This window comes from Novosphingobium resinovorum, assembly GCF_036352595.1.
Taxonomy (GTDB): domain Bacteria; phylum Pseudomonadota; class Alphaproteobacteria; order Sphingomonadales; family Sphingomonadaceae; genus Novosphingobium; species Novosphingobium resinovorum_B.
Genome location: NZ_JAZFAX010000019.1, coordinates 62,933 through 80,338, shown reverse-complemented (window position 1 = coordinate 80,338; position 17,406 = coordinate 62,933). Strand labels below are relative to the sequence as shown.

14 protein-coding genes and 1 pseudogene are annotated in these 17,406 nt (G+C 58.7%); 3 read left to right on the top strand and 12 right to left on the bottom strand.

Annotated elements, in window-relative coordinates; genetic code table 11:
- The first annotated feature begins 134 nt into the window (after positions 1 to 134).
- Positions 135 to 1,676 (top strand): asparagine synthase-related protein, encoded by a 1,542-nt coding sequence (locus tag V2S85_RS17435; RefSeq protein WP_330704116.1) that lies wholly within the window; start codon positions 135 to 137, stop codon positions 1,674 to 1,676.
- Between the two features lie 19 nt (positions 1,677 to 1,695).
- Here V2S85_RS17435 and V2S85_RS17430 read toward each other — a convergent pair whose 3' ends face one another.
- Genes V2S85_RS17430 through V2S85_RS17415 form a run of 4 tightly spaced genes read right to left on the bottom strand, consistent with a single transcriptional unit; the run spans position 1,696 to position 8,005 of the window.
- Positions 1,696 to 3,723 (bottom strand): Atxe2 family lasso peptide isopeptidase, encoded by a 2,028-nt coding sequence (locus V2S85_RS17430; protein ID WP_330704115.1) that lies wholly within the window; start codon positions 3,721 to 3,723, stop codon positions 1,696 to 1,698.
- A 43-nt stretch (positions 3,724 to 3,766) separates the two neighbouring features.
- Positions 3,767 to 6,370: a TonB-dependent receptor plug domain-containing protein gene (locus V2S85_RS17425; protein ID WP_330704114.1), complete on the bottom strand. Its 2,604-nt coding sequence runs from the start codon at positions 6,368 to 6,370 to the stop codon at positions 3,767 to 3,769.
- A 43-nt stretch (positions 6,371 to 6,413) separates the two neighbouring features.
- Positions 6,414 to 7,451 carry a FecR family protein gene (locus tag V2S85_RS17420; protein WP_330704113.1) on the bottom strand — a complete coding sequence of 346 codons (1,038 nt, stop codon included), beginning with the start codon at positions 7,449 to 7,451 and terminating at the stop codon, positions 6,414 to 6,416.
- Positions 7,448 to 8,005, bottom strand: a complete 558-nt coding sequence (locus V2S85_RS17415; RefSeq protein WP_330704112.1) for an RNA polymerase sigma factor — start codon at positions 8,003 to 8,005, stop codon at positions 7,448 to 7,450. Before V2S85_RS17415 ends, V2S85_RS17420 begins: the two co-directional genes overlap by 4 nt.
- 171 nt (positions 8,006 to 8,176) lie before the next feature.
- Between V2S85_RS17415 and V2S85_RS17410 the strand changes: the two genes are divergently transcribed.
- The gene (locus V2S85_RS17410; protein WP_279728016.1) at positions 8,177 to 8,437 is read left to right on the top strand and encodes a helix-turn-helix domain-containing protein; all 261 of its coding nucleotides are present in this window, start codon (positions 8,177 to 8,179) and stop codon (positions 8,435 to 8,437) included.
- A 21-nt stretch (positions 8,438 to 8,458) separates the two neighbouring features.
- Here the strand turns inward: V2S85_RS17410 and V2S85_RS17405 are convergent, their stop codons facing one another.
- From V2S85_RS17405 to V2S85_RS17370, 8 genes are all read right to left on the bottom strand, one after another.
- Complete coding sequence (locus V2S85_RS17405) at positions 8,459 to 8,803, bottom strand: MarR family transcriptional regulator (RefSeq protein WP_330704111.1); 345 nt, start codon at positions 8,801 to 8,803, stop codon at positions 8,459 to 8,461.
- 5 nt (positions 8,804 to 8,808) lie between these two features.
- A complete protein-coding gene (locus tag V2S85_RS17400) occupies positions 8,809 to 9,723 on the bottom strand; it encodes a phytanoyl-CoA dioxygenase family protein (RefSeq protein ID WP_330704110.1) in 915 nt (304 codons plus the stop codon).
- 12 nt (positions 9,724 to 9,735) lie between these two features.
- Entirely contained in the window at positions 9,736 to 10,362 is a 627-nt protein-coding gene (locus V2S85_RS17395; protein WP_330704109.1) for an acyl-homoserine-lactone synthase, read from the bottom strand.
- 87 nt (positions 10,363 to 10,449) lie between these two features.
- Positions 10,450 to 11,205 (bottom strand): LuxR family transcriptional regulator, encoded by a 756-nt coding sequence (locus tag V2S85_RS17390; protein WP_330704108.1) that lies wholly within the window; start codon positions 11,203 to 11,205, stop codon positions 10,450 to 10,452.
- A 68-nt stretch (positions 11,206 to 11,273) separates the two neighbouring features.
- Positions 11,274 to 11,759, bottom strand: coding sequence for a hypothetical protein (locus tag V2S85_RS17385; RefSeq protein WP_330704107.1), 486 nt, complete (start codon positions 11,757 to 11,759; stop codon positions 11,274 to 11,276).
- On the bottom strand, positions 11,747 to 12,418 hold the full coding sequence (locus V2S85_RS17380) for a JAB domain-containing protein (protein ID WP_330704106.1): 672 nt from the start codon (positions 12,416 to 12,418) through the stop codon (positions 11,747 to 11,749). The genes V2S85_RS17385 and V2S85_RS17380 overlap by 13 nt, the downstream gene beginning before the upstream one ends.
- Positions 12,415 to 12,801: a hypothetical protein gene (locus tag V2S85_RS17375; RefSeq protein ID WP_330704105.1), complete on the bottom strand. Its 387-nt coding sequence runs from the start codon at positions 12,799 to 12,801 to the stop codon at positions 12,415 to 12,417. Before V2S85_RS17375 ends, V2S85_RS17380 begins: the two co-directional genes overlap by 4 nt.
- 13 nt (positions 12,802 to 12,814) lie before the next feature.
- Entirely contained in the window at positions 12,815 to 13,159 is a 345-nt protein-coding gene (locus V2S85_RS17370) for a hypothetical protein (RefSeq protein WP_330704104.1), read from the bottom strand.
- 127 nt (positions 13,160 to 13,286) lie between these two features.
- On the opposite strand from V2S85_RS17370, the pseudogene V2S85_RS17360 reads away from it, so the two are divergent.
- Positions 13,287 to 17,359, top strand: a pseudogene (locus V2S85_RS17360) (strawberry notch-like NTP hydrolase domain-containing protein); the annotation flags it as partial.
- Between the last annotated feature and the right edge of the window lie 47 nt (positions 17,360 to 17,406).

The following is a 17,406-nucleotide window of genomic DNA, read 5'->3' as shown; positions in this document are numbered from 1 at the left end:
CGGCGTTCTCGGTCGTCCTGCGTAGAAGCAAGTGCAAGGATTCAAACTCGCAACATGACCCTGCATGTGTGGAGTGGATAATCTCGGCTGGTCCAGATCTATTGGTTCAATGGCTTCATAAAGATCGATGCCTGTTGATAGGCGACTGCTTCCCGTCCCTGGATGAGCCGCCAACGATTGGTGAAGATGCGATCCAGGCAGTACGCTCTATGGCTGGAACACGCTGGGGGCGTTTCATTTTCATTGCGTGGAACCATCTGACGGGTACTATCACCATCTATCGTGATCCGTCCGGAATGGTACCCTGTTATTATAGCTTCAACGGCGAAACCGTGGCCATCGGCACCGATGTTCGATCCCTTGATGCCATCGGGGCCAAACAGCACCGCATCGATTGGGACGAGATTGCAAATTCGCTCATAGTGCCAAATCTGAGGCGCCATCAAACATGTCTGAGCGGTGTCTTCGAAGTTGCTCCCGGCGAGATGGTCGTCATAGATGGTAATAGCGCTTACCGTGACCAGATATGGAATCCGGACTCCTTTATAGGGCAAAACAGGCTATGCTCCTTCGAAGAAGCCGCCGAACTGCTCGAAGCCACCATGGTCCAAACGCTGGATACGTGGTGCAATCGGTATTCCCGCCCGTTGGTGTCCGTGTCGGGCGGCTTCGATTCTTCGGCGATCTCGGCCCTTGCAGGTAGGGCCGGGCCGATTGAGCTTCTCCATTTCTACACGACATCACCGCGCGGCGATGAAAGGCAGTATGCCGCGATGCTTGCTGAACACCTTGGCGGCAAAATGCATGCCGTTCTGTGCGAAGCAGGCGCTATCGCAATCCACAAGAATCTATCGTCTGCACGACCTCGACCATCTGCACGGGTATTCACGCAAGTCTTCGATGAGGTTTCCGCAGGCTACGCGGCCAAGATCGGAGCCGACGCCCATTTCAGCGGAGGTGGTGGGGACAATGTCTTTGGGAAATTGCACTCGGCCTATCCGTTGGTGGACCGATATCGTAGGGAAGGATTGGGAAAAGAGCTGATTACGACAGCTCTTGATATCTGCCATGTCACGGGAGCGTCGATGCCAGCCGTCTTGCGTCAGGCCTTGCGAGGACTGCGAAGTGGTTCAACTCCCAAAGCGTGGAATGTCCACTCGGACTTGCTAACGCCGACGGCCATGAAGACCCTGAAGCCCGAACTGCATCCTTGGCTTGCCCGGTGCATGCATGTCATGCCAGGCGAATGGCAACTGATCCGGAACATCGCTCGCGCCGTAGCGCTGACCGACCATCTCAATATTGAAGACGAGTTGCCAACGATTTATCCGCTATTGTCTCAACCGATTGTCGAGCAATGTCTCTCATTTCCTACATGGTACTGGTTTTCAGACGGAAGGGACCGCGCTCTCGCACGGGCGGGGTTACGCTCATTTCTTCCGGCATCCCTGCTCGATCGCAGAGGCAAGGGTGCATTTAATGGACTGTTGGCCGCCATTCTCTACAATAATTGGGAGAAAATTTATAGTGATCTACAAGAAGGGCTGCTCGCGCAGCAGGGCCTTCTAGATTTTGCTGCGATCCAAAAATCAAAGAATCGGAGCGCCAATGGCAGCACAATCTTCTCAGTGCTCTACCTTCATGAAACAGAGATGTGGTGTAGGAACTGGCAATAGACGCACGGATCACGCCATTTTACGCGCCGAGATGTTTCGCGAGCCAATCAATATTAGATTGATAAATGGACATGCGATGACCCGGCCATATTTTTATGTGACCTTCATCAGGATAGACGTACATCTCGATCGGCCAGCCTTGGTGAAGCAATTCCCGATATGTGCCTAATGCCATACGATATTCTGCGGATGAAGCGTGAATGAGAAGGGGGATAGCTTTGGCATGAGGCGCATCAGCCAACGAACCCACACGCCAAAATTCTTGCCCACCGCGACGGGTGCCGGGGTAGCCGGCCGAGATATACTGATCGTCCAAGGCCATTCCCGCGATCTCTAAACCGAACGGCCCCTCACAACATGTGCTCAGGATGGCAGCCGAAAACAGCGACGAATTTGCCAAGGCAAAAGTGGCGGTAACCGCGCCATCGCTCATTCCGGTGATCGCTACACGTGTGGGGTCAATCGTCCCGGCAGCGGCAAGGTTATGGATGATCGTTTCGATGGAGGAAAGGTTACTTCTACGGTCGGCGAAGTCCTGGTTGTTGAGTTGATCGAACTCCGCGCTGTTGTGAGGTGTCCGGGTAAGTGCGAACCAGGGCGGCCGATTGAAGCTGAGAACAGCAAATCCGCGCGCAGCTAGCGCATGAATCGGATATTCGTCGCCGGTTCCACCACGCAGGAAGCCTTTTGATTCATATTGGATGATTACCAGAGGGAGCCGGTGATCATGTCGAAAACCTGGCGGCAGCACGAGATCACCAAAGGTGCTAATCCCAAAGGCATTCGCCCACTCCAACCGCTGAACTTTTCCTAATAGGCGTGTGGAAAACTCCGGATTGGGATCGAATATTCCATGTTGTGTGCCATCCTTTATCGAGATGGCGACCAGTGACCGAGGTTTTGTTGCCGTTTCCTTCGCGCAGAAAAGACTGTTGCTCGCGAGCTCGCAGCCGAAAATCGCATCCTCTGTACTGAGCAATGCGCGTGGAGGCGCGTGACCGGGTTTCCACGTATAGAATTCGGTACGACTATCAGCCACGCCCGCGCGGCGCTCGAAAATCAATGTCCGCCCATCGCCCGACCACCAAATGCCCTGGACATTCGTACATACGACATTCTCGCAACCAATCGCTCGTCCGTTCATACGGACATTCAGCACCGGTTTGCTGCGGTAAACATTTCCCGTTGGTGCCGCCCACGCAAAGTTGTTGTGGGAAGATGCATAAGCTACAGTCTTTTCGGGCCATGTGGTTATGGGAGTGAGCCGTTGTGCTTCACCTAGTGGAAATGGAATCGCCTTGCCATTAATCGCGTTTATGGCTCGCTCAATAAGCGGAACGTCAGCAGATATAAGTGGACGGTCACTGTATAACGGTCGAAATCGCTCGTCGTATCGGTACCCGGTTCGTCCCTCCGTCATGATATTTTTCAACGCTTCGATCCGTCCGGGGCGACTGGAATAAAGAAGTGCCGAGCCGTCAGATGACCATGCAAGAGCCTCAATATCGACCGGGATTGTTATGAGCCGGCTGATGGAACGGCCCTGCAGGTCGAATCTCCATAGTTCCGAATGACCGGGGAACGACTTCGTATAGGCCAGTGATCGACCATCAGGCGACCATCGAAGCAGTGAACTTTTCGGGGCACCCTTAGGAACCTCGGCAGCCCCGTACGCAGTGCTATAGGTGGCAACAACCTCCCCCCCGTCATCGATTACGACCGGCCTTTTCCGTCGATCCGTGGGAACAAGAACAACTCCTGTACAATAGCTGTTCGAAGCCGGATCAGCTTGGCGCATTTGCAATGCTATCAAGGCCCCGTCGGGTGCAAGTTCGAATGGCTGAGATGCGATGGCAACACCCAGCTCTCCAAAGTCCCTGAGCCGCAGAAGATCTTCAGGTACGACGCGTTTCGAACGTGCCTTGCCCACAATGGGGCTCATCGGCAATTTGCAGACGAGCTCTTGTGATTGAGCATGGGCGGCGCGCGAGTTGGATAGCGCAAACAGCCCGTAACTCGCAAAGGCCGCGAGACGGAGAAATTTCATATGAGGAAACTCGCAAAGGGAGGCAGCAAAGGCCGCCACAGGCTCACCAATCTTTTGAAACCGTCAGGCTAATGAAGCGGCCAATGGGCGAGAAATTGGTGGAATCGTAGTTCACGTAGTCGAGACCACCGCTCGTCGGTGCCGCATATGGCGGCCGCTGATTGAATATGTTCTGTACATTGAGGATCAGGCTCAACTGTGCGAAAGGACCGGACTTGTTGGGCAATTTATAGCGGACCGAGCCATCGAATGTCGTTTGCGAGGCGACTTTCGCTGCCGGCGTCGAGCGGGTATCCTTCAAGCTGCTTATGTGATTGCCGTAAAGCACCGAAGTGAAGTGCCCACTGGTCCAGCCGATGCTGGCGCGCGCTTTGAAGCGTGGTGGATTGAAGATGATGCCGGCCATGTTCACATATGCGCTGGATGACGACAGTCTCTGCTTCGACCACAACCAGGCGCCGGTGACGTTTAGAAGGATGGAAGAGCGATCACCGATCGCAATTTTGTAGTCAACCGTCAAATCCATGCCGTCAATTTTCTGTTTGGCGGCATTCATGTAGCTGTTGTTTAGAATGGCGACGACGTTATTGAGCCCATCGGCTCCTGCATAATTATAGTACAAGTCCGCATCTGCTACCGTTTGATCGATAAGCGACTGGCTGGGGCTGTACGTTACGTACTGGGCATAAGCAGCGTTCGACAGTGCCTGATAAACCGTTGTGCCGGCCAGTGGTTGGACAATCCTATCTTTATATTTGACGTTGAAATAGGTCGCTTGGATATTCAGCTTGCTCATGAATTGCGGATGGAGCGCCATCGATGCTGACCACGACGTTGCCTTTTCAGGCTTCAAGTCCGGATTGCCTCCAGATGCGATCAGAAGGGTTGATCCTGTTGGGAAACGCTGCCCACCGTAGTCCGCCGCCGAATACAGCTGGGCGTAGGTGGATGCGCCCGACTGATTTAGCGTCGGTGCCTTGAAGGACTTCCCCCAGGTCGCCTTTATGTCGAGTGCTGGCGAAATGCCGTAAAGGAGACCGAATTTGGGAACGGCGACTGCGGCAATCCCTGGATAGCGTTCATATCTGACAGCAGCATTGGCCGCTAGGCGATAGATGAATTTGCCGCCTTGACCAGGCTCAACAAAGGGCAAGGATAGCTCCGAAAAGCCGTAATAGCTTTCAGATGTGCCGTTGGAATCGGTTCTCGTTGCTGAATATCGAACCGAGGTCAGGTGATTATATCGGTATCCCCCTCCGAAAGCGATTCCGATGGGATTGGACATCAGTCCAAAAATTTTTCCGGAACCGAATGCCTCCAAATTGACCAACTCATTGCAGTAGCATCCTGAGGAATGGCTGGTCTGTGAGCCGTTATAAAGCCCGATTTGATCAAAATGTGTGTCGCTTTTCGCGTATGTACCCATGAAGTTGAGGCGCCATTTCGGTGCCATGGCGATATTGACTGACGGAGAGATGGAATATGAGGTCGTTTTCGGGCGGTTCTCGTAGATATAACTGGAAACTAGTTCCTGTGTTCGAAACGACGTCATTCGACTGTAAGTCGCATCTAAGGAGGCATCAATCGAATGTCCGAGAGATTGGTGCCCATAGAGAACAGCACTTGTCTGGATGATCTTCGGATAGAGCGTGTTCTCGGTTGGCATGTATTGGGTATAAGCGCGGTCGCCGCTATAAATTGCCGAATTGTAGTCATGGCTGACCGCCGCCAGTATGCTGCCGTCCTGCCAGGTTTTTCCCGCAACGAGGCTGTACTGTTGCTGAAAATCACCGCCCGACGTGGCGCTACCCAATCTTCCTGTGAGCGATGCCCCATCATAATCGTGCTTGAGGACGACGTTGATGACCCCGCCAACCGCATCGGATCCGTAAATCGCAGATGCCCCATCGGGTACAATGTCAATGCGATCCACCGCCGCCAGGGGAATGGAACTGATGTCCACTGCTTGCACGGTGGATCCATAGGAGAGACGGTGGCCGTTCATTAGCGTAAGTGTCGCATCGGCACCCAGGCCTCGCAGATTTGGAGACGACCCTGAGGTTAGATTGACGCCGCCACTGCTTGCCACGCCTCTCACGACGCCAGGGTTTTGGCCGCTGGCAAAATTCTGTGGCAGTGAGCGCATGGCTTCACCAAGTCCCATCTGACCAGCCAATTCAATGGAATCAGCGGTAATCCTGATCGTTGGCGAGGGTGATTCTACTGATGGGATGCGCGATCCTGTCACAATGATATCATCGCCGTTTCCCGATGCGCTCGCAGCCGTCGATGTGTCCGCTGCCCGAATGATCAATGCACCGTCAATGACCTCGGGGGTAAGTTTGGTGCCCTGAAGAAGGCGATTTGCAGCTTGTGCCGGCAGGAAATGACCCTTCAGGGGTTTTGAGGTTTTGCCGCGCAACGGGTCCGCCGGGGCTGAGAATTCCAACCCACTTTGACGGGCAATCGTCCGTAATGCTTCGGTGAGGGACTGCGCCGGTAAATCAAATGTCAGTACCTGATCGGCTTGCGCCATTGCAGATGTAGCGCTGATCAACGCGCAGGCACAAACGCCGACGAAAAAGCCGTTACGAACCACTCGCATTTCACCCCCAATTGCCTGGATGGCGCGTTGCGTGACGCGCATACAAAGCTTGACGGGAGAAATTCGGCGGCGAGCATTCCGCCAATTATTTTGTCAGTACGAGCCTGTCCGACCCTTGATTTTCAACGGTAAGCCCAAGCGCGCGAGCAAGATGTTTCGCCACACTTTCGGGATTGCGGATATGCAACTCCGCACTCACCCGCATCGCGGCAATTTCTGGAGAAGCTGCCACCAGCTTGACGTCGGAATAGAGGTTCACCTCGGCGAGGATCACATTAACGGCCTCATCGTCATAGCTCTTCACGCCGATTGTCCATTGCTCGTCGTTGGCCGGCGCCGGTTCGGTGACAGCATTACCGGTTACCGTGGGTGTGCCAGAGTAGCGTATCCGTTCGCCTGGTTGAAGGTAGCTCTTCGCTGCCGACGCCGATGACTTGCGTGTCTCGCATGGCGGAGTGACTGCGATACGCCCTTCATACAATACCACATTCATCTGGCAATGCGCGCGCCGTTCCACACCGAACCGCGTGCCGAGCGCTGTGGTAGTGCCGCCATCCGCGGTGACGGTGAAAGGGCGCGAAACATCATGAGCAACGGCGAAGATGGCGCGGCCATGATCGAGCGTGACGTCCCGGCGGTCCCTATGCATCCGGACGAGCAAGCGGCTATCGGTATCGAGCGTCACGACCGAGCCATCCGCAAGCGTGATATTTCTGACCTCACCTTTCCGGGTCGTGAAGATAAGCGGCGCGTCGTCATACTTCCCGTCGGAGGATGCAATCGGCGTAGGTGCGGAGGGCGAACGCAAATTCTGGCCGAGCACAAAATGCGCTCCCAGCAGAAGGAGGGCGGCGAGCGATGCGGCGATCGCCAACTTTGCCCAGGGACTTCGGGGACGGCTGTCGCTCTTGTGACTGTTTTGACGTTCGCGAAATCTCACAGATGCGGGATCAACGATGTTCGAGATCGCGGCGTCGGCGACGTCGAATGCGGCCTGGTGCTCGGGCGACCGCGCGCACCAATTCCTAGCAGCAGGCTTTCGTGCCGGGTTCTCGCGGACCGCCATCACCCAGCGCCGTGCCTGCTGGCTGAGGGTGAGCAAGCCCGGTTCTTCGTCCGTCATTGGCCTTCCATCCCGTCCAACAGATGGTCCAACACCTTGAATATCTTTCTCTTCACCGCCCACTCATTCAGCCCCTTGCGCCGCCCGATCTCGCGAAAACTATATCCTTCCACTCGGTTGAGAAGAAACAGTTCGCGATCGAAGGGGTCAAGTTCCTCCAGCAGCCTCTCACAAAGAGCGATGTCCTGGCGAGCAGTCAAAATTCGAAGCGGATCGAATGGGGCGGGGATGTCGTCAGCATCCGACAAAGGACTTTTTCTATTATCCACGCGGGTTGCAGAAAGATCTGCGCGGTCGCGCAGCAGATTGATAGCAATACGGCGTAGATAGGCTTGGGGCGTCGTGAGAATTTTAACTGCGCCACTTCGAATAAACCGAACGAACGTCTCTTGGGTAAGCTCATCGGCTTCCGCTGCGGATATTGAATTGCGATAGAAGTACCGCGTTAGCCACCGACTTTCTTCACAGTAGAGTTGGACGATTACATCGTGGTTCGCGCTATCAATCGTACCATCTGTTTCGTCTGCACCGCTGAGAGATTGACCGTCATCCACTTCCACCGCCTCACGCTGGGAAGCTCCTGAGTTACAAGCGACTGGACCCGCTTTTGGCGCTCAAATGCCTCCTTATCGTTACATGATAACCACCTAGAGCCCCATGACGCAATCACAAATGGCACGATTAAGGGACAGACATGGATTGGCGAGTATCGCCATCTCCATTTCATGGAGTTGGTTCGTATCCTCGCCCGAAATGTGAAGCATCATCGCAAGCTGCAGGGAATGACCCAGGAGCAGCTTGCCTTATCGATCGAAATGAAGCGGAGCTATGTCAGCGGGATTGAATGCGCAAATCGTAACCCGTCAGTGAAAGCGCTGGAGCGGCTAGCGAGCGCCTTAAATATCAACCCAAGTGAGCTCTTTGTCCCTCTGGATGAATATCCTGATGATCAATACCCGCCTATCCCAAGGGGCCGACGGGTTTGATATTCGTCGCTTGCGTGCCAGTCAGTTTTTCAAAATATCTCCCAACTCATCCATAATGTGATCCATCCGGCACCGGGTCCCGTCCGATAGCGAAACAAGGCTTCGCCTCCGGTCCTCTGGATCGGCCTTACGGTCCAACATGCCCGCATCGATCATCTCCACTGTGCGGCGGAAGGCCGTCGCGGTTGAGAGCCCGGATGTCGCGGCGAGTGCCTTGAATCCCTCTCTCATCCCCTGCTCCCTCGCGCGATAGAGATCGATTACCATGAGCCATTCGGGCCATTGCCGCCTTTCGAGGCCGAGCTTGAGCTCAGCCAGGCGGTGCTGCTGCTTGAGCGCTTCGCAGATGCGCTGTCGCTGATCCATGGCGCTTACCCAGCCCTGGTCCGAAGCGGGGCGGGGGCGACCGGCAGGAGCCCCGACCGATAGTCGGCGATCAGCGCTTCCTGATCAGGGCGAAGCATGTCGATTGCGCCGACCGGGCCGTTCTGCGCTTCATCCAGCAGCAGCGAGGGACAGCGGCCCTCGTAAGTGCCGAGGTTGGGCCGATGGGCGCGGTAGCCGGCAAGGCCCATCACATCGCGTGGCAGTGTGCGAGCGACATGTGGCGGATAGGCAAGCCACGGCAGTTCGTAAGGCTTGAGCCATCCGAGGCTGTAACTGATGATCATCCCGCGCCGCGGCGTCGCGGTCACGTTCGCCCCGCCTGCATGAAGTGTGGATCCGAGGAACAACAGGGCATCACCCGGCTCCATTTCGGCAGGGAATGCCTCCTCCATGCCGATGAAGATTTCGTCCTGGCGCCGATGACTGCCAGGCCATACTAGCGTTGCGCCATTCTCGGCTGTGTAAGCAGAAAAAGGCCACATGACGTTGAGCAGATACTCGACGCCGGGCGCATGTATGGGCCACATGTCCTGGTCCCGGTGTGGCGGCTGGGCAAGACCGCCCGGTTCGATCTCGATCGCTTGGGTGAGGTTGAGCTGGATCATATCGCACCAGGGCCGGAGAATTCGCTCGGCAAGTCCGTGGATCAGGGGATCGAGAGCGAAACCGGCAGTGCGCGGCGAACGGTGCAGAAGCCCATGAAACCGCCGCGTCGTGTCGCCGTAGAAGGGGCCCTGCGAGAGCGGTGTGGTTTCGAAACCGGCACGCAGATCATCGCCCAGCTTTTCCACCAGAAGCCGCGGCGCTGCACCGCGGACGATGCAGTAGCCGTCCCGGTCGATTTGATTCCAATAGTGCTCGATGTCCTGCTGCAGGCTGTCGATAGCAATGAGGGTCATGACCATCTCCCTTCAGGCGGCTTCGCGATCGATCGCGGCGGTGGGAAGGATGCGCATCGGAACGTGGGTTCCGGCCGCCCGCAACTTGGCAGGCGTGTCTGCATCGATTTCGATGAGGAGGGCGCCGGTCGGCAGGCCCGCGATCATCTGCGGTATGCCCAGTGGCCGAACCGTCCAACCCAGCGAGAGAATCTGGCTGAGCCACGTTGAATCGGCAACGCAGCTATAGCTGGCGATCCCGCGCTGAAGGGCAAACTGCACCACCGCTGTCGCGAGCGCATTGCGGACTTCCAGCCTCCTTGCGGCACGCAGTCCCCGCGAAAGGCATAGCCGGCTCAGTTCGAAGATTTGCGGATTAACGGGCACGCTTGCGTCGCATAGCGAAGGGAAGATCGTCCCCAGCACATGCGGACGGTTGGTGGGCAACAAGCGGATGGATCCCTCATGGGCGTCGCTGTCGTCGCTGGCGACGATGTAAATCGCGTGGTCATCATCGAACTGGTCGATTTCGAACGCTTCGGCGACCACCGGGACGTCCCAGCCTAGCAGGTCCACGAACACCCGCTTGCGCGCATGATGCATGGCGTCGAGAACCGGGTTGGCGCCCGGCGGTTCGTGTCCTTCGAAAATCCGGATCATGGTGATGCTCCCTGTCTGGCCGGAATCGGCAGGGAGCATCATCGGTGTGAGGGACACCGCGAGTCTGTACCCGGAACTGGGACTTGATCAGTGCATCGAGAGCAACTCGGGATAGGTGACGATGCCGTCGAACAGGGCGCGCGCGATGAGGTTGTTGCGCTGGATATTCCCATAGGCCCGCATGATGCGCTTGGCATATTCATGCGTCGTATGTTCCGAGAGGTGCAGGATGTCGGCGATCTCGCCATAGGTCTTGCCGCGCCCGAGCAGGATCAACACTTCTCGCTCTCGAGGTTTGAGCTTGGGCGGCGCGGGGAGTTCAAGACCTGCCCGGAGCCTTACGACGCGCCGCATCGCTTCAAAGGCAAAGGACACCGCGAAGAAGGCGGCAGGCATCGACTCGGATGGCACTGTCTCGAGCCGCGATGTGGCGAAAGTGCAGCTTCCAGCATATTCGCCGGGAAGGTGCATCGGTACCGTGTAACCGCCGCACAGGTTCCGCTTCGCACCCTGTTCGAAGATGTAGCGCTGACGCGGCGTGAGCGTTTCCAGCATCCGGGGGTTGGGCCAGAGGAAGCCGGTGTTTCGCCCGTCGCACGAGATCTGGACCGGGTCATCGAGGAAATACTGCCCGCTTATGATCTCATTCAGCCAGTCGCTGTCGTAATTGGTGAGACCATAAGCGCCGACCGGCGGGTGCAGCAGATCGACATGATGGCTGATCGCGAACCGATCGAATCCCAAAACGAATGTCAGGCGTTCAAGGGCCTCATAGACCCGGTTATCGTCTGACGTCTCCCCCAGAATACTGACTATCTGCTTGTAGTCGTCCCTGTCGAACATCGTATGCCTCCTTAATTCATGTTCGGAAATTTCCTTTCAGGCATCCATTGGTCGCGCCATGTTCGGCGTTATGTTTGAGGGCGAATGTAATATTTTCGGCGTCTCGCGAAGTGGAGCGGGAGGAGGAAGACAGATGATCTGTAGTTTTCCTCATCTTCAGCGTGGAGCCCGCCATGCCCACACAAAAAGTCCTGACCGCGTTTCGCGAACTTCTTCTTCGTGCGCGTGGTGCGCATGCCCGTTGGCAACGCAAGCGGCGGCTTGCGCGCCATACCCGCAAGCTTGAAGCGATACTGCGCGAAGAGCCGCCCTATGTAGCCGAGGCCGTCGACCTGTTTTTCCGCCAGAAACAGCCTGTTCCGGTCATTGCGGAGACACTCGGCATCGATGCCGAAGAGGTCCGGGACGCGCTTCTTCGTATCGTCGAACACTTCGAGGCTGACGTGCATTGATATGTCCATCTGCTTACCGGGTTCTGGAGCAAGGCTCAGGCAATCCGCCGAACCAGCGTATCGCGCGGAATGGATTGGAAAGATGAGCTTCATTTCAGCCACCCCGCCTCCCGAAAGCTCACGATCCCGCGGCGCGCGACGACGAGATGATCGTGCACGACGATACCGAAGAATCGGGCTGCGTTCGCGATCTTCTCTGTAAGATCCCGATCCGCCCGCGACGGTGCGGGCGACCCTGACGGATGATTATGCGCGAGAAGAATAGCCGTCGCATTCAGGTCGAGGCACCGCTTGAGGATTTCACGTGGCCAGACCTGAACACCGGAAACAGACCCGGTCCCCATGACCTCGTCGGCGATCAGTTCGTTACCTGCGTTCAAAAACAACACGCGAAAATGCTCGACCCGCTCATAGGCCATGTTGCCGCGCAGATAGTCGTGAAGGGTCTGATCGCTCGACAATATCGGTCGCCGGATCAGGGCGGACCACAGCATCTGCTTCAGCACGCGCTGGAAGCAGCGGAATGTTCGCTCGACATCCATGGCGTGGTCGAGCAGCTCGATCCGCTCGGCCGGACACGCCGCCAGCGCGCCACCCAGTGACCCGAACCTGGTGAAGAGGCGATCAGCCAGTTCGCGGGCCCGGTCCGGGCCGGTGAGCCCGATCAGCTCTTCCAGGGCGCGTCGGCACCCCGGCGCTTCAGTCGGTCCTGATGACGCCATGTCGCGGCGATCAGGACGATCTGCGCCAGCCAGCTTCATACCGCTATCGCATGCATGTAAGCGCGCGGCACGACATTCGGCACAGTTTGCAGCATGACATGGACGATGACCTCGTCCGCCAGCATCGCTGCAACCCACATCGGCCAGAAGCGATTGCTCCGAAGGGATAGCCATAGGAATATTCCCAGGATAGCCAGGTCGGTCAGAAGAATACCTGTCTCGACGTTCTCGAAGCGGTGAATGGCGGGCGATGCAGCCAGAACGCTGAGAGCCGCGCCTCCAAGCAGGGTTGCCGCCCCGATCTGCTCGGGACGGCCCCCTTTCACGAACGCATAGCCGCTGCTGACGACCAGCAGTGCGGAGAACAGGATTTGTCTCGTCATGACCCATGGCAACATGATTTGTGAAAGCTCGTCAATCACGAGACGCGGGCAATCATACCGCCCGCAGGTACTGGCTGGCGGGCTCCGAGATAGCGCCCCTGACCTTGAGCAGGTCACCATAGCTCACCGCGGTCAGGCCCATGTCGTCGCTGGCCTGCTTGAGATTGGCATGGGTCGCGACGATCCGCTCGCGCGTTTCGGCCACGAGCACCATGGCCGAGGCGGAACTGGCAAAGGCGTCCTGGCCGATGGCCGCCGATAGAAGGGCGTCCAGGCGAGCCAGGGGAAGCGCCGCATTCAGTTCGGCAATCCGGGCGGCAGCGATATCGAGGGCCGCTTCAGCGGCGAAGAGACGTTCAGCGACGTTTCGGGCGATGGTTTGGCGTTGAGCGTGCATGTTTGCTCCTTCCCATCCTCACGGACAGGTTCAAGAATATGGGTTTTGGGATAGAAGCTGCCCTACTGGCTCACGAGAGTGTTGAGCGCAGAGAGCAGCGACACTGCGGAACCTATGATGACGAGCAGAAGCCGCGCAGGTGATGCTGCTCCAGGATGCCGACTGCCCGCTCCTGCAGGGAGCTCCATGGCAGATATTCGCGGCGCTGCGGGCGTTCGAGCACGCGCTCCCCACCCAGACCTATCGTTCGGAGCGACAGATTGAATTCCAGCAGTTCAGCACGCCGCTGAGCCTCGCCTGGCTCGCAGGCCTTGCCGGGCAGATCCGGCAGGATGACCTCGTGCTCGAGCCGTCCGCGGGCACAGGGATGCTCGCGGTCCATGCATGGCGAGCGCGCGCGGGCCTGCAGCTCAATGAATTGGATCCGAAACGGGCCGACCTGCTCGGCCGGATCTTCGATCGAACCGTTACTCGCCATGACGGCGAACATATCGACGATCTGCTCGCGGGCGCTCCAAGCCCGACGCTGGTGCTGATCAATCCACCCTTCAGTCGCAGTGCCGGGCGCGGTGTCGACCGCCACGCCGGCGCCCGCCATTTGCGCGCCGCGCTGGCCCGCCTCGCTCCGGGCGGCCGCTGCGTGGCGATCATGCCGCCGAACTTCGCGGCGGATGGCACCGCCTCGCTCGGCTACACTGCCGTTGCCGAGATGGCGCCGCCGCGCGCCGAGATCACCATCCGCGGTAACCCCTACGCCAAGCATGGCACCGGTATCGATGTACGCCTCCTCATTACGACAAGGGATGGACGGGAGAACCCCAGCGCCATGTCGCGGACACGATTGAGGCTGCTCTCGATATCGTGCTGGCTCTTCCCTCCCGGCTTGATCCTTTCGATCCACCCCCGGCGCCCGCACCATTGGCCAGGCCCTGTCCCGCACCCGAACCCAAGCCACCGCCGACTGCTGCCCTGATAACGCGGCCTTCACGGAAAATAGCACCGCCAGTCCGCATTCCCCCGAGCGAACCACCCGAACCGGTATCGTACAGGGTGCGCGAGACACCGCTCGCACCGGGACAGGCGATCGGTATCTATTCCCTGTGGCAACCCGCTCGGCTTGTGATCGACGACGCCTGCGCGCATCCGGACGAACTCGTCGAATCCATCGCGATGGCGTCCGTCTCGCTTCCGGCGCCTCGCTACCACCCCCGTCTCCAGAAGCGTGCCTTCAAGGCGCTCTCCGACGCGCAGCTCGAGACCATCATCCATGCAGGCGAAGCGCACGAACGCGATCTTCCCGGGCGCTTCTCGGCCAATCTGGCTGGTGATCGCCTGCTCGAGGACGAGGAGGGCTGCACCTACCGGACCGGCTTCTTCGTTGCCGATGGAACTGGCGTGGGGAAAGGGCGCGAGGCAGCAGGCATCATTCTCGATCAATGGAACCGCGGCAATCGCCGCGCGATCTGGATTTCACTGGCCGATCTCATCGAGGACGCGCGCCGTGACTGGACAGCGCTTGGCGGCCTTGCCATCGATATCCAGCCGGTCGCGAACTTTGCGCTGGGCACGCCGATCACGATGGAAAGCGGCATCGTCTTCCTGACCTACGCTGCGCTGCGCTCGAGCCGTCATGATACGGCATCGCGCCTGCAGCAGCTGCTGGACTGGACCGGCAAGGATTTCTCCGGGGTGATCGTCTTCGACGAATCTCACGCCATGGCCCATGCCGCCGGGACCGAGACGGATTTCGGGAAGGCGCAAGGCTCGGAACAGGGGCTCGCCGGCGTCCGCCTGCAAAATGCGCTGCCGCGTGCCCGCATCCTCTACATGTCGGCGACCGGCGCGGCCCGGCCCGAAAACCTCGCCTATGCCGTTCGTCTCGGGCTATGGGGAGTCGGTACGGCCTTCGCCACGCGCGACATGTTTATGAAGGCCATGGAAGAGGGCGGCATCGCGGCGCTCGAAGTCGTGTGCCGCGATCTCAAGGCGATGGGTCTCTACACCGCGCGCGCCTTGAGCTTCGCCGGCGTCGAGTATGAACCGCTGGAACATGCGCTCACGCCGGACCAGATTTCGGTTTATAATGCCTACGCGGACAGTTGGGGGATCATCCATCGAGGCCTGCGAGACGTGCTCGCCGAGATCGGCGTAGTCGACCGCATTTCCGGCAAGACCCAGAACGGCCAGGCGCGCGGGTCAGCGCTCAGTTCCTTCGAGAGCGCCAGGTTGCGATTCTTCTCAAGCCTTCTGGTGAGCATGAAGATTCCCACGCTGATCGCGGCCATCGAGCAGGAACTGGCGGCAGATAATGCCGTGCTGGTGCAGTTGGCGAGCACGGGCGAAGCCATCATGGACCGGCGATTGTCCGAACTCTCACCGGAGGAACGGGCGATGATGGATGTCCAGGTCTCTCCCAAGGAGACCCTCGTCGATTATCTGAAAAATGCCTTCCCGGTGCGCCAGATGCGGGTCTTTCGCGCCCATGACGGCACGGTTCGCTCGGAACCGATGAGTGACGCTCAAGGTAATCCCGTACTATGCAGGCAGGCGATTGCCGCCCGCGACGAACTGATCGAGGACTTGTGCGCTCTGCCTGCCATTCCGACCGCGCTCGACGCACTGATCGCACATTTTGGTACAGAGCGTGTCGCTGAGATCACCGGCCGTTCCCGGCGCATCGTCACCGACAGTACGGGCCGTCAGAAAATCGAGAGGCGCGGCGCCCGCGCCAATGTCCTCGAGGTCCAGGCGTTTCAGAACGGCATCAAATCCATCGCCGCTTTTTCTCTCGCGGGCGGTACCGGCCGGTCCATGCATTCGGACCGGAACTGCCCGACCGCGCATTGCCGCCGGACACATTTTCTCCTCGAACTGGGATTTCGCATCCTTTCGGCAGTACAGGGCTTCGGTCGCAGCCACCGCACCAACCAGGTGACGCCTCCGGTCTATCGCCCGCTCACGACCGATTGCCGCGGCGAGCGCCGGTTTCTCAGCACGATCATCCGGGGCCTCGAAGCGCTCGGCGCGCTGACCCGGGGCCAGCGTCAGGCCGGATCGCAGAATCTTTTCGATCCATCCGACAGTCTGGAATCCGAGTTCGCGCGCGATGCGCTCGTCCGGTGGTTCCATCTTCTATATGAGGGCAAGCTGCGCAGTGTGACGCTCGCCGATTTCCAGGAAATCACCGGACTGGAACTGTGCGACGAGGGCGGGGAACTGAAGGAGCGCCTGCCGCCGATCCACCGCTGGCTCAATCGCATCCTCGCCCTGCGCATCGCCACGCAGAACCGCATCTTCGAAGAATTCCTGGGACTGGTCGAGGATCGCGTCGAAGCGGCGCGGGCCGCCGGAACGCTTGATCTGGGGATCGAGACGATCCGCGCCGAACGTGTGCATGTTCTGTCCGACCAACTCCTGCGCGCCGACCCAGTGACCGGCGCGGAAACGAGGCTGTTACGGCTCGAACTTCATCGAAGACCGCCGGTCACCAGTTGGGCCGCGTTGCAGTACGAGTTGCACGGTTCGGGCGAGGTGCGGTGGCTGCACAATACGCGCTCGGGTCGGGTGGCGCTCTATGTGCCGACATGGCCGGGGCAGGACGAGGACGGCCACTGGATCGAACGCTGTTATCTCATACGCCCTGGTGGCCGGGCGCGAATGGACGTCGCGGCGTTTGCCGGCAGCCACTGGGAGGAGATCGGGCGTGACAGCTTCCAGGCGCTCTGGGACGCGGAAGCCCGCGATGCTGGGGAAAAGCTTGTGGTCGAAACGATCACGCTGGCGACGGGCCTGCTCCTGCCTGTGTGGAACAGGCTTCCCGCCGATGACGTACGCGCGTGGCGGATCGACGATGGCACCGGCATGTCCATTCTCGGGCGTATCATCCATCCCGGCGCCATCGGACGGCTTGAACAGGCATTCGGGCTTGCCGGCGGCGTAATTCTCGGGCCTGACGAGATCATGGCCGGCGCACGCATGGCTGGCGGCGTAGCGATCCCGGGCCTGGTCCCAGCCAGGCTGGTTCGGGTCCAGGTCAACGATAGTCCTCGCTTCGAGATTCGCGATTACCGGCCGGAAGATCGCACCTGGCTCAAGTCGTGCGGGGCATTCTCGGAGGTCTTGAGCTTCAGGACCAGGTTGTTCCTGCCACCCGATCGCGCATGCGCCATATTGACGAGGATCATTGAGGATCGGAGTTGATCCACCGCTGCCAAACCAGGCTATGCCGCTCCATTCCCTCTACATTG

What these genes read in the sequence shown, in the direction of transcription:
- V2S85_RS17370 (WP_330704104.1), bottom strand. Translation starts at nt 13,159, where the DNA reads ATGCACGCTCAACGCCAAACCATCGCCCGAAACGTCGCTGAACGTCTC.
- V2S85_RS17420 (WP_330704113.1), bottom strand. Translation starts at nt 7,451, where the DNA reads ATGACGGACGAAGAACCGGGCTTGCTCACCCTCAGCCAGCAGGCACGG.
- V2S85_RS17400 (WP_330704110.1), bottom strand. Translation starts at nt 9,723, where the DNA reads ATGACCCTCATTGCTATCGACAGCCTGCAGCAGGACATCGAGCACTAT.
- V2S85_RS17430 (WP_330704115.1), bottom strand. Translation starts at nt 3,723, where the DNA reads ATGAAATTTCTCCGTCTCGCGGCCTTTGCGAGTTACGGGCTGTTTGCG.
- V2S85_RS17395 (WP_330704109.1), bottom strand. Translation starts at nt 10,362, where the DNA reads ATGATCCGGATTTTCGAAGGACACGAACCGCCGGGCGCCAACCCGGTT.
- V2S85_RS17380 (WP_330704106.1), bottom strand. Translation starts at nt 12,418, where the DNA reads ATGAAGCTGGCTGGCGCAGATCGTCCTGATCGCCGCGACATGGCGTCA.
- V2S85_RS17405 (WP_330704111.1), bottom strand. Translation starts at nt 8,803, where the DNA reads ATGGATCAGCGACAGCGCATCTGCGAAGCGCTCAAGCAGCAGCACCGC.
- V2S85_RS17390 (WP_330704108.1), bottom strand. Translation starts at nt 11,205, where the DNA reads ATGTTCGACAGGGACGACTACAAGCAGATAGTCAGTATTCTGGGGGAG.
- V2S85_RS17410 (WP_279728016.1), top strand. Translation starts at nt 8,177, where the DNA reads ATGGAGTTGGTTCGTATCCTCGCCCGAAATGTGAAGCATCATCGCAAG.
- V2S85_RS17425 (WP_330704114.1), bottom strand. Translation starts at nt 6,370, where the DNA reads ATGCGCGTCACGCAACGCGCCATCCAGGCAATTGGGGGTGAAATGCGA.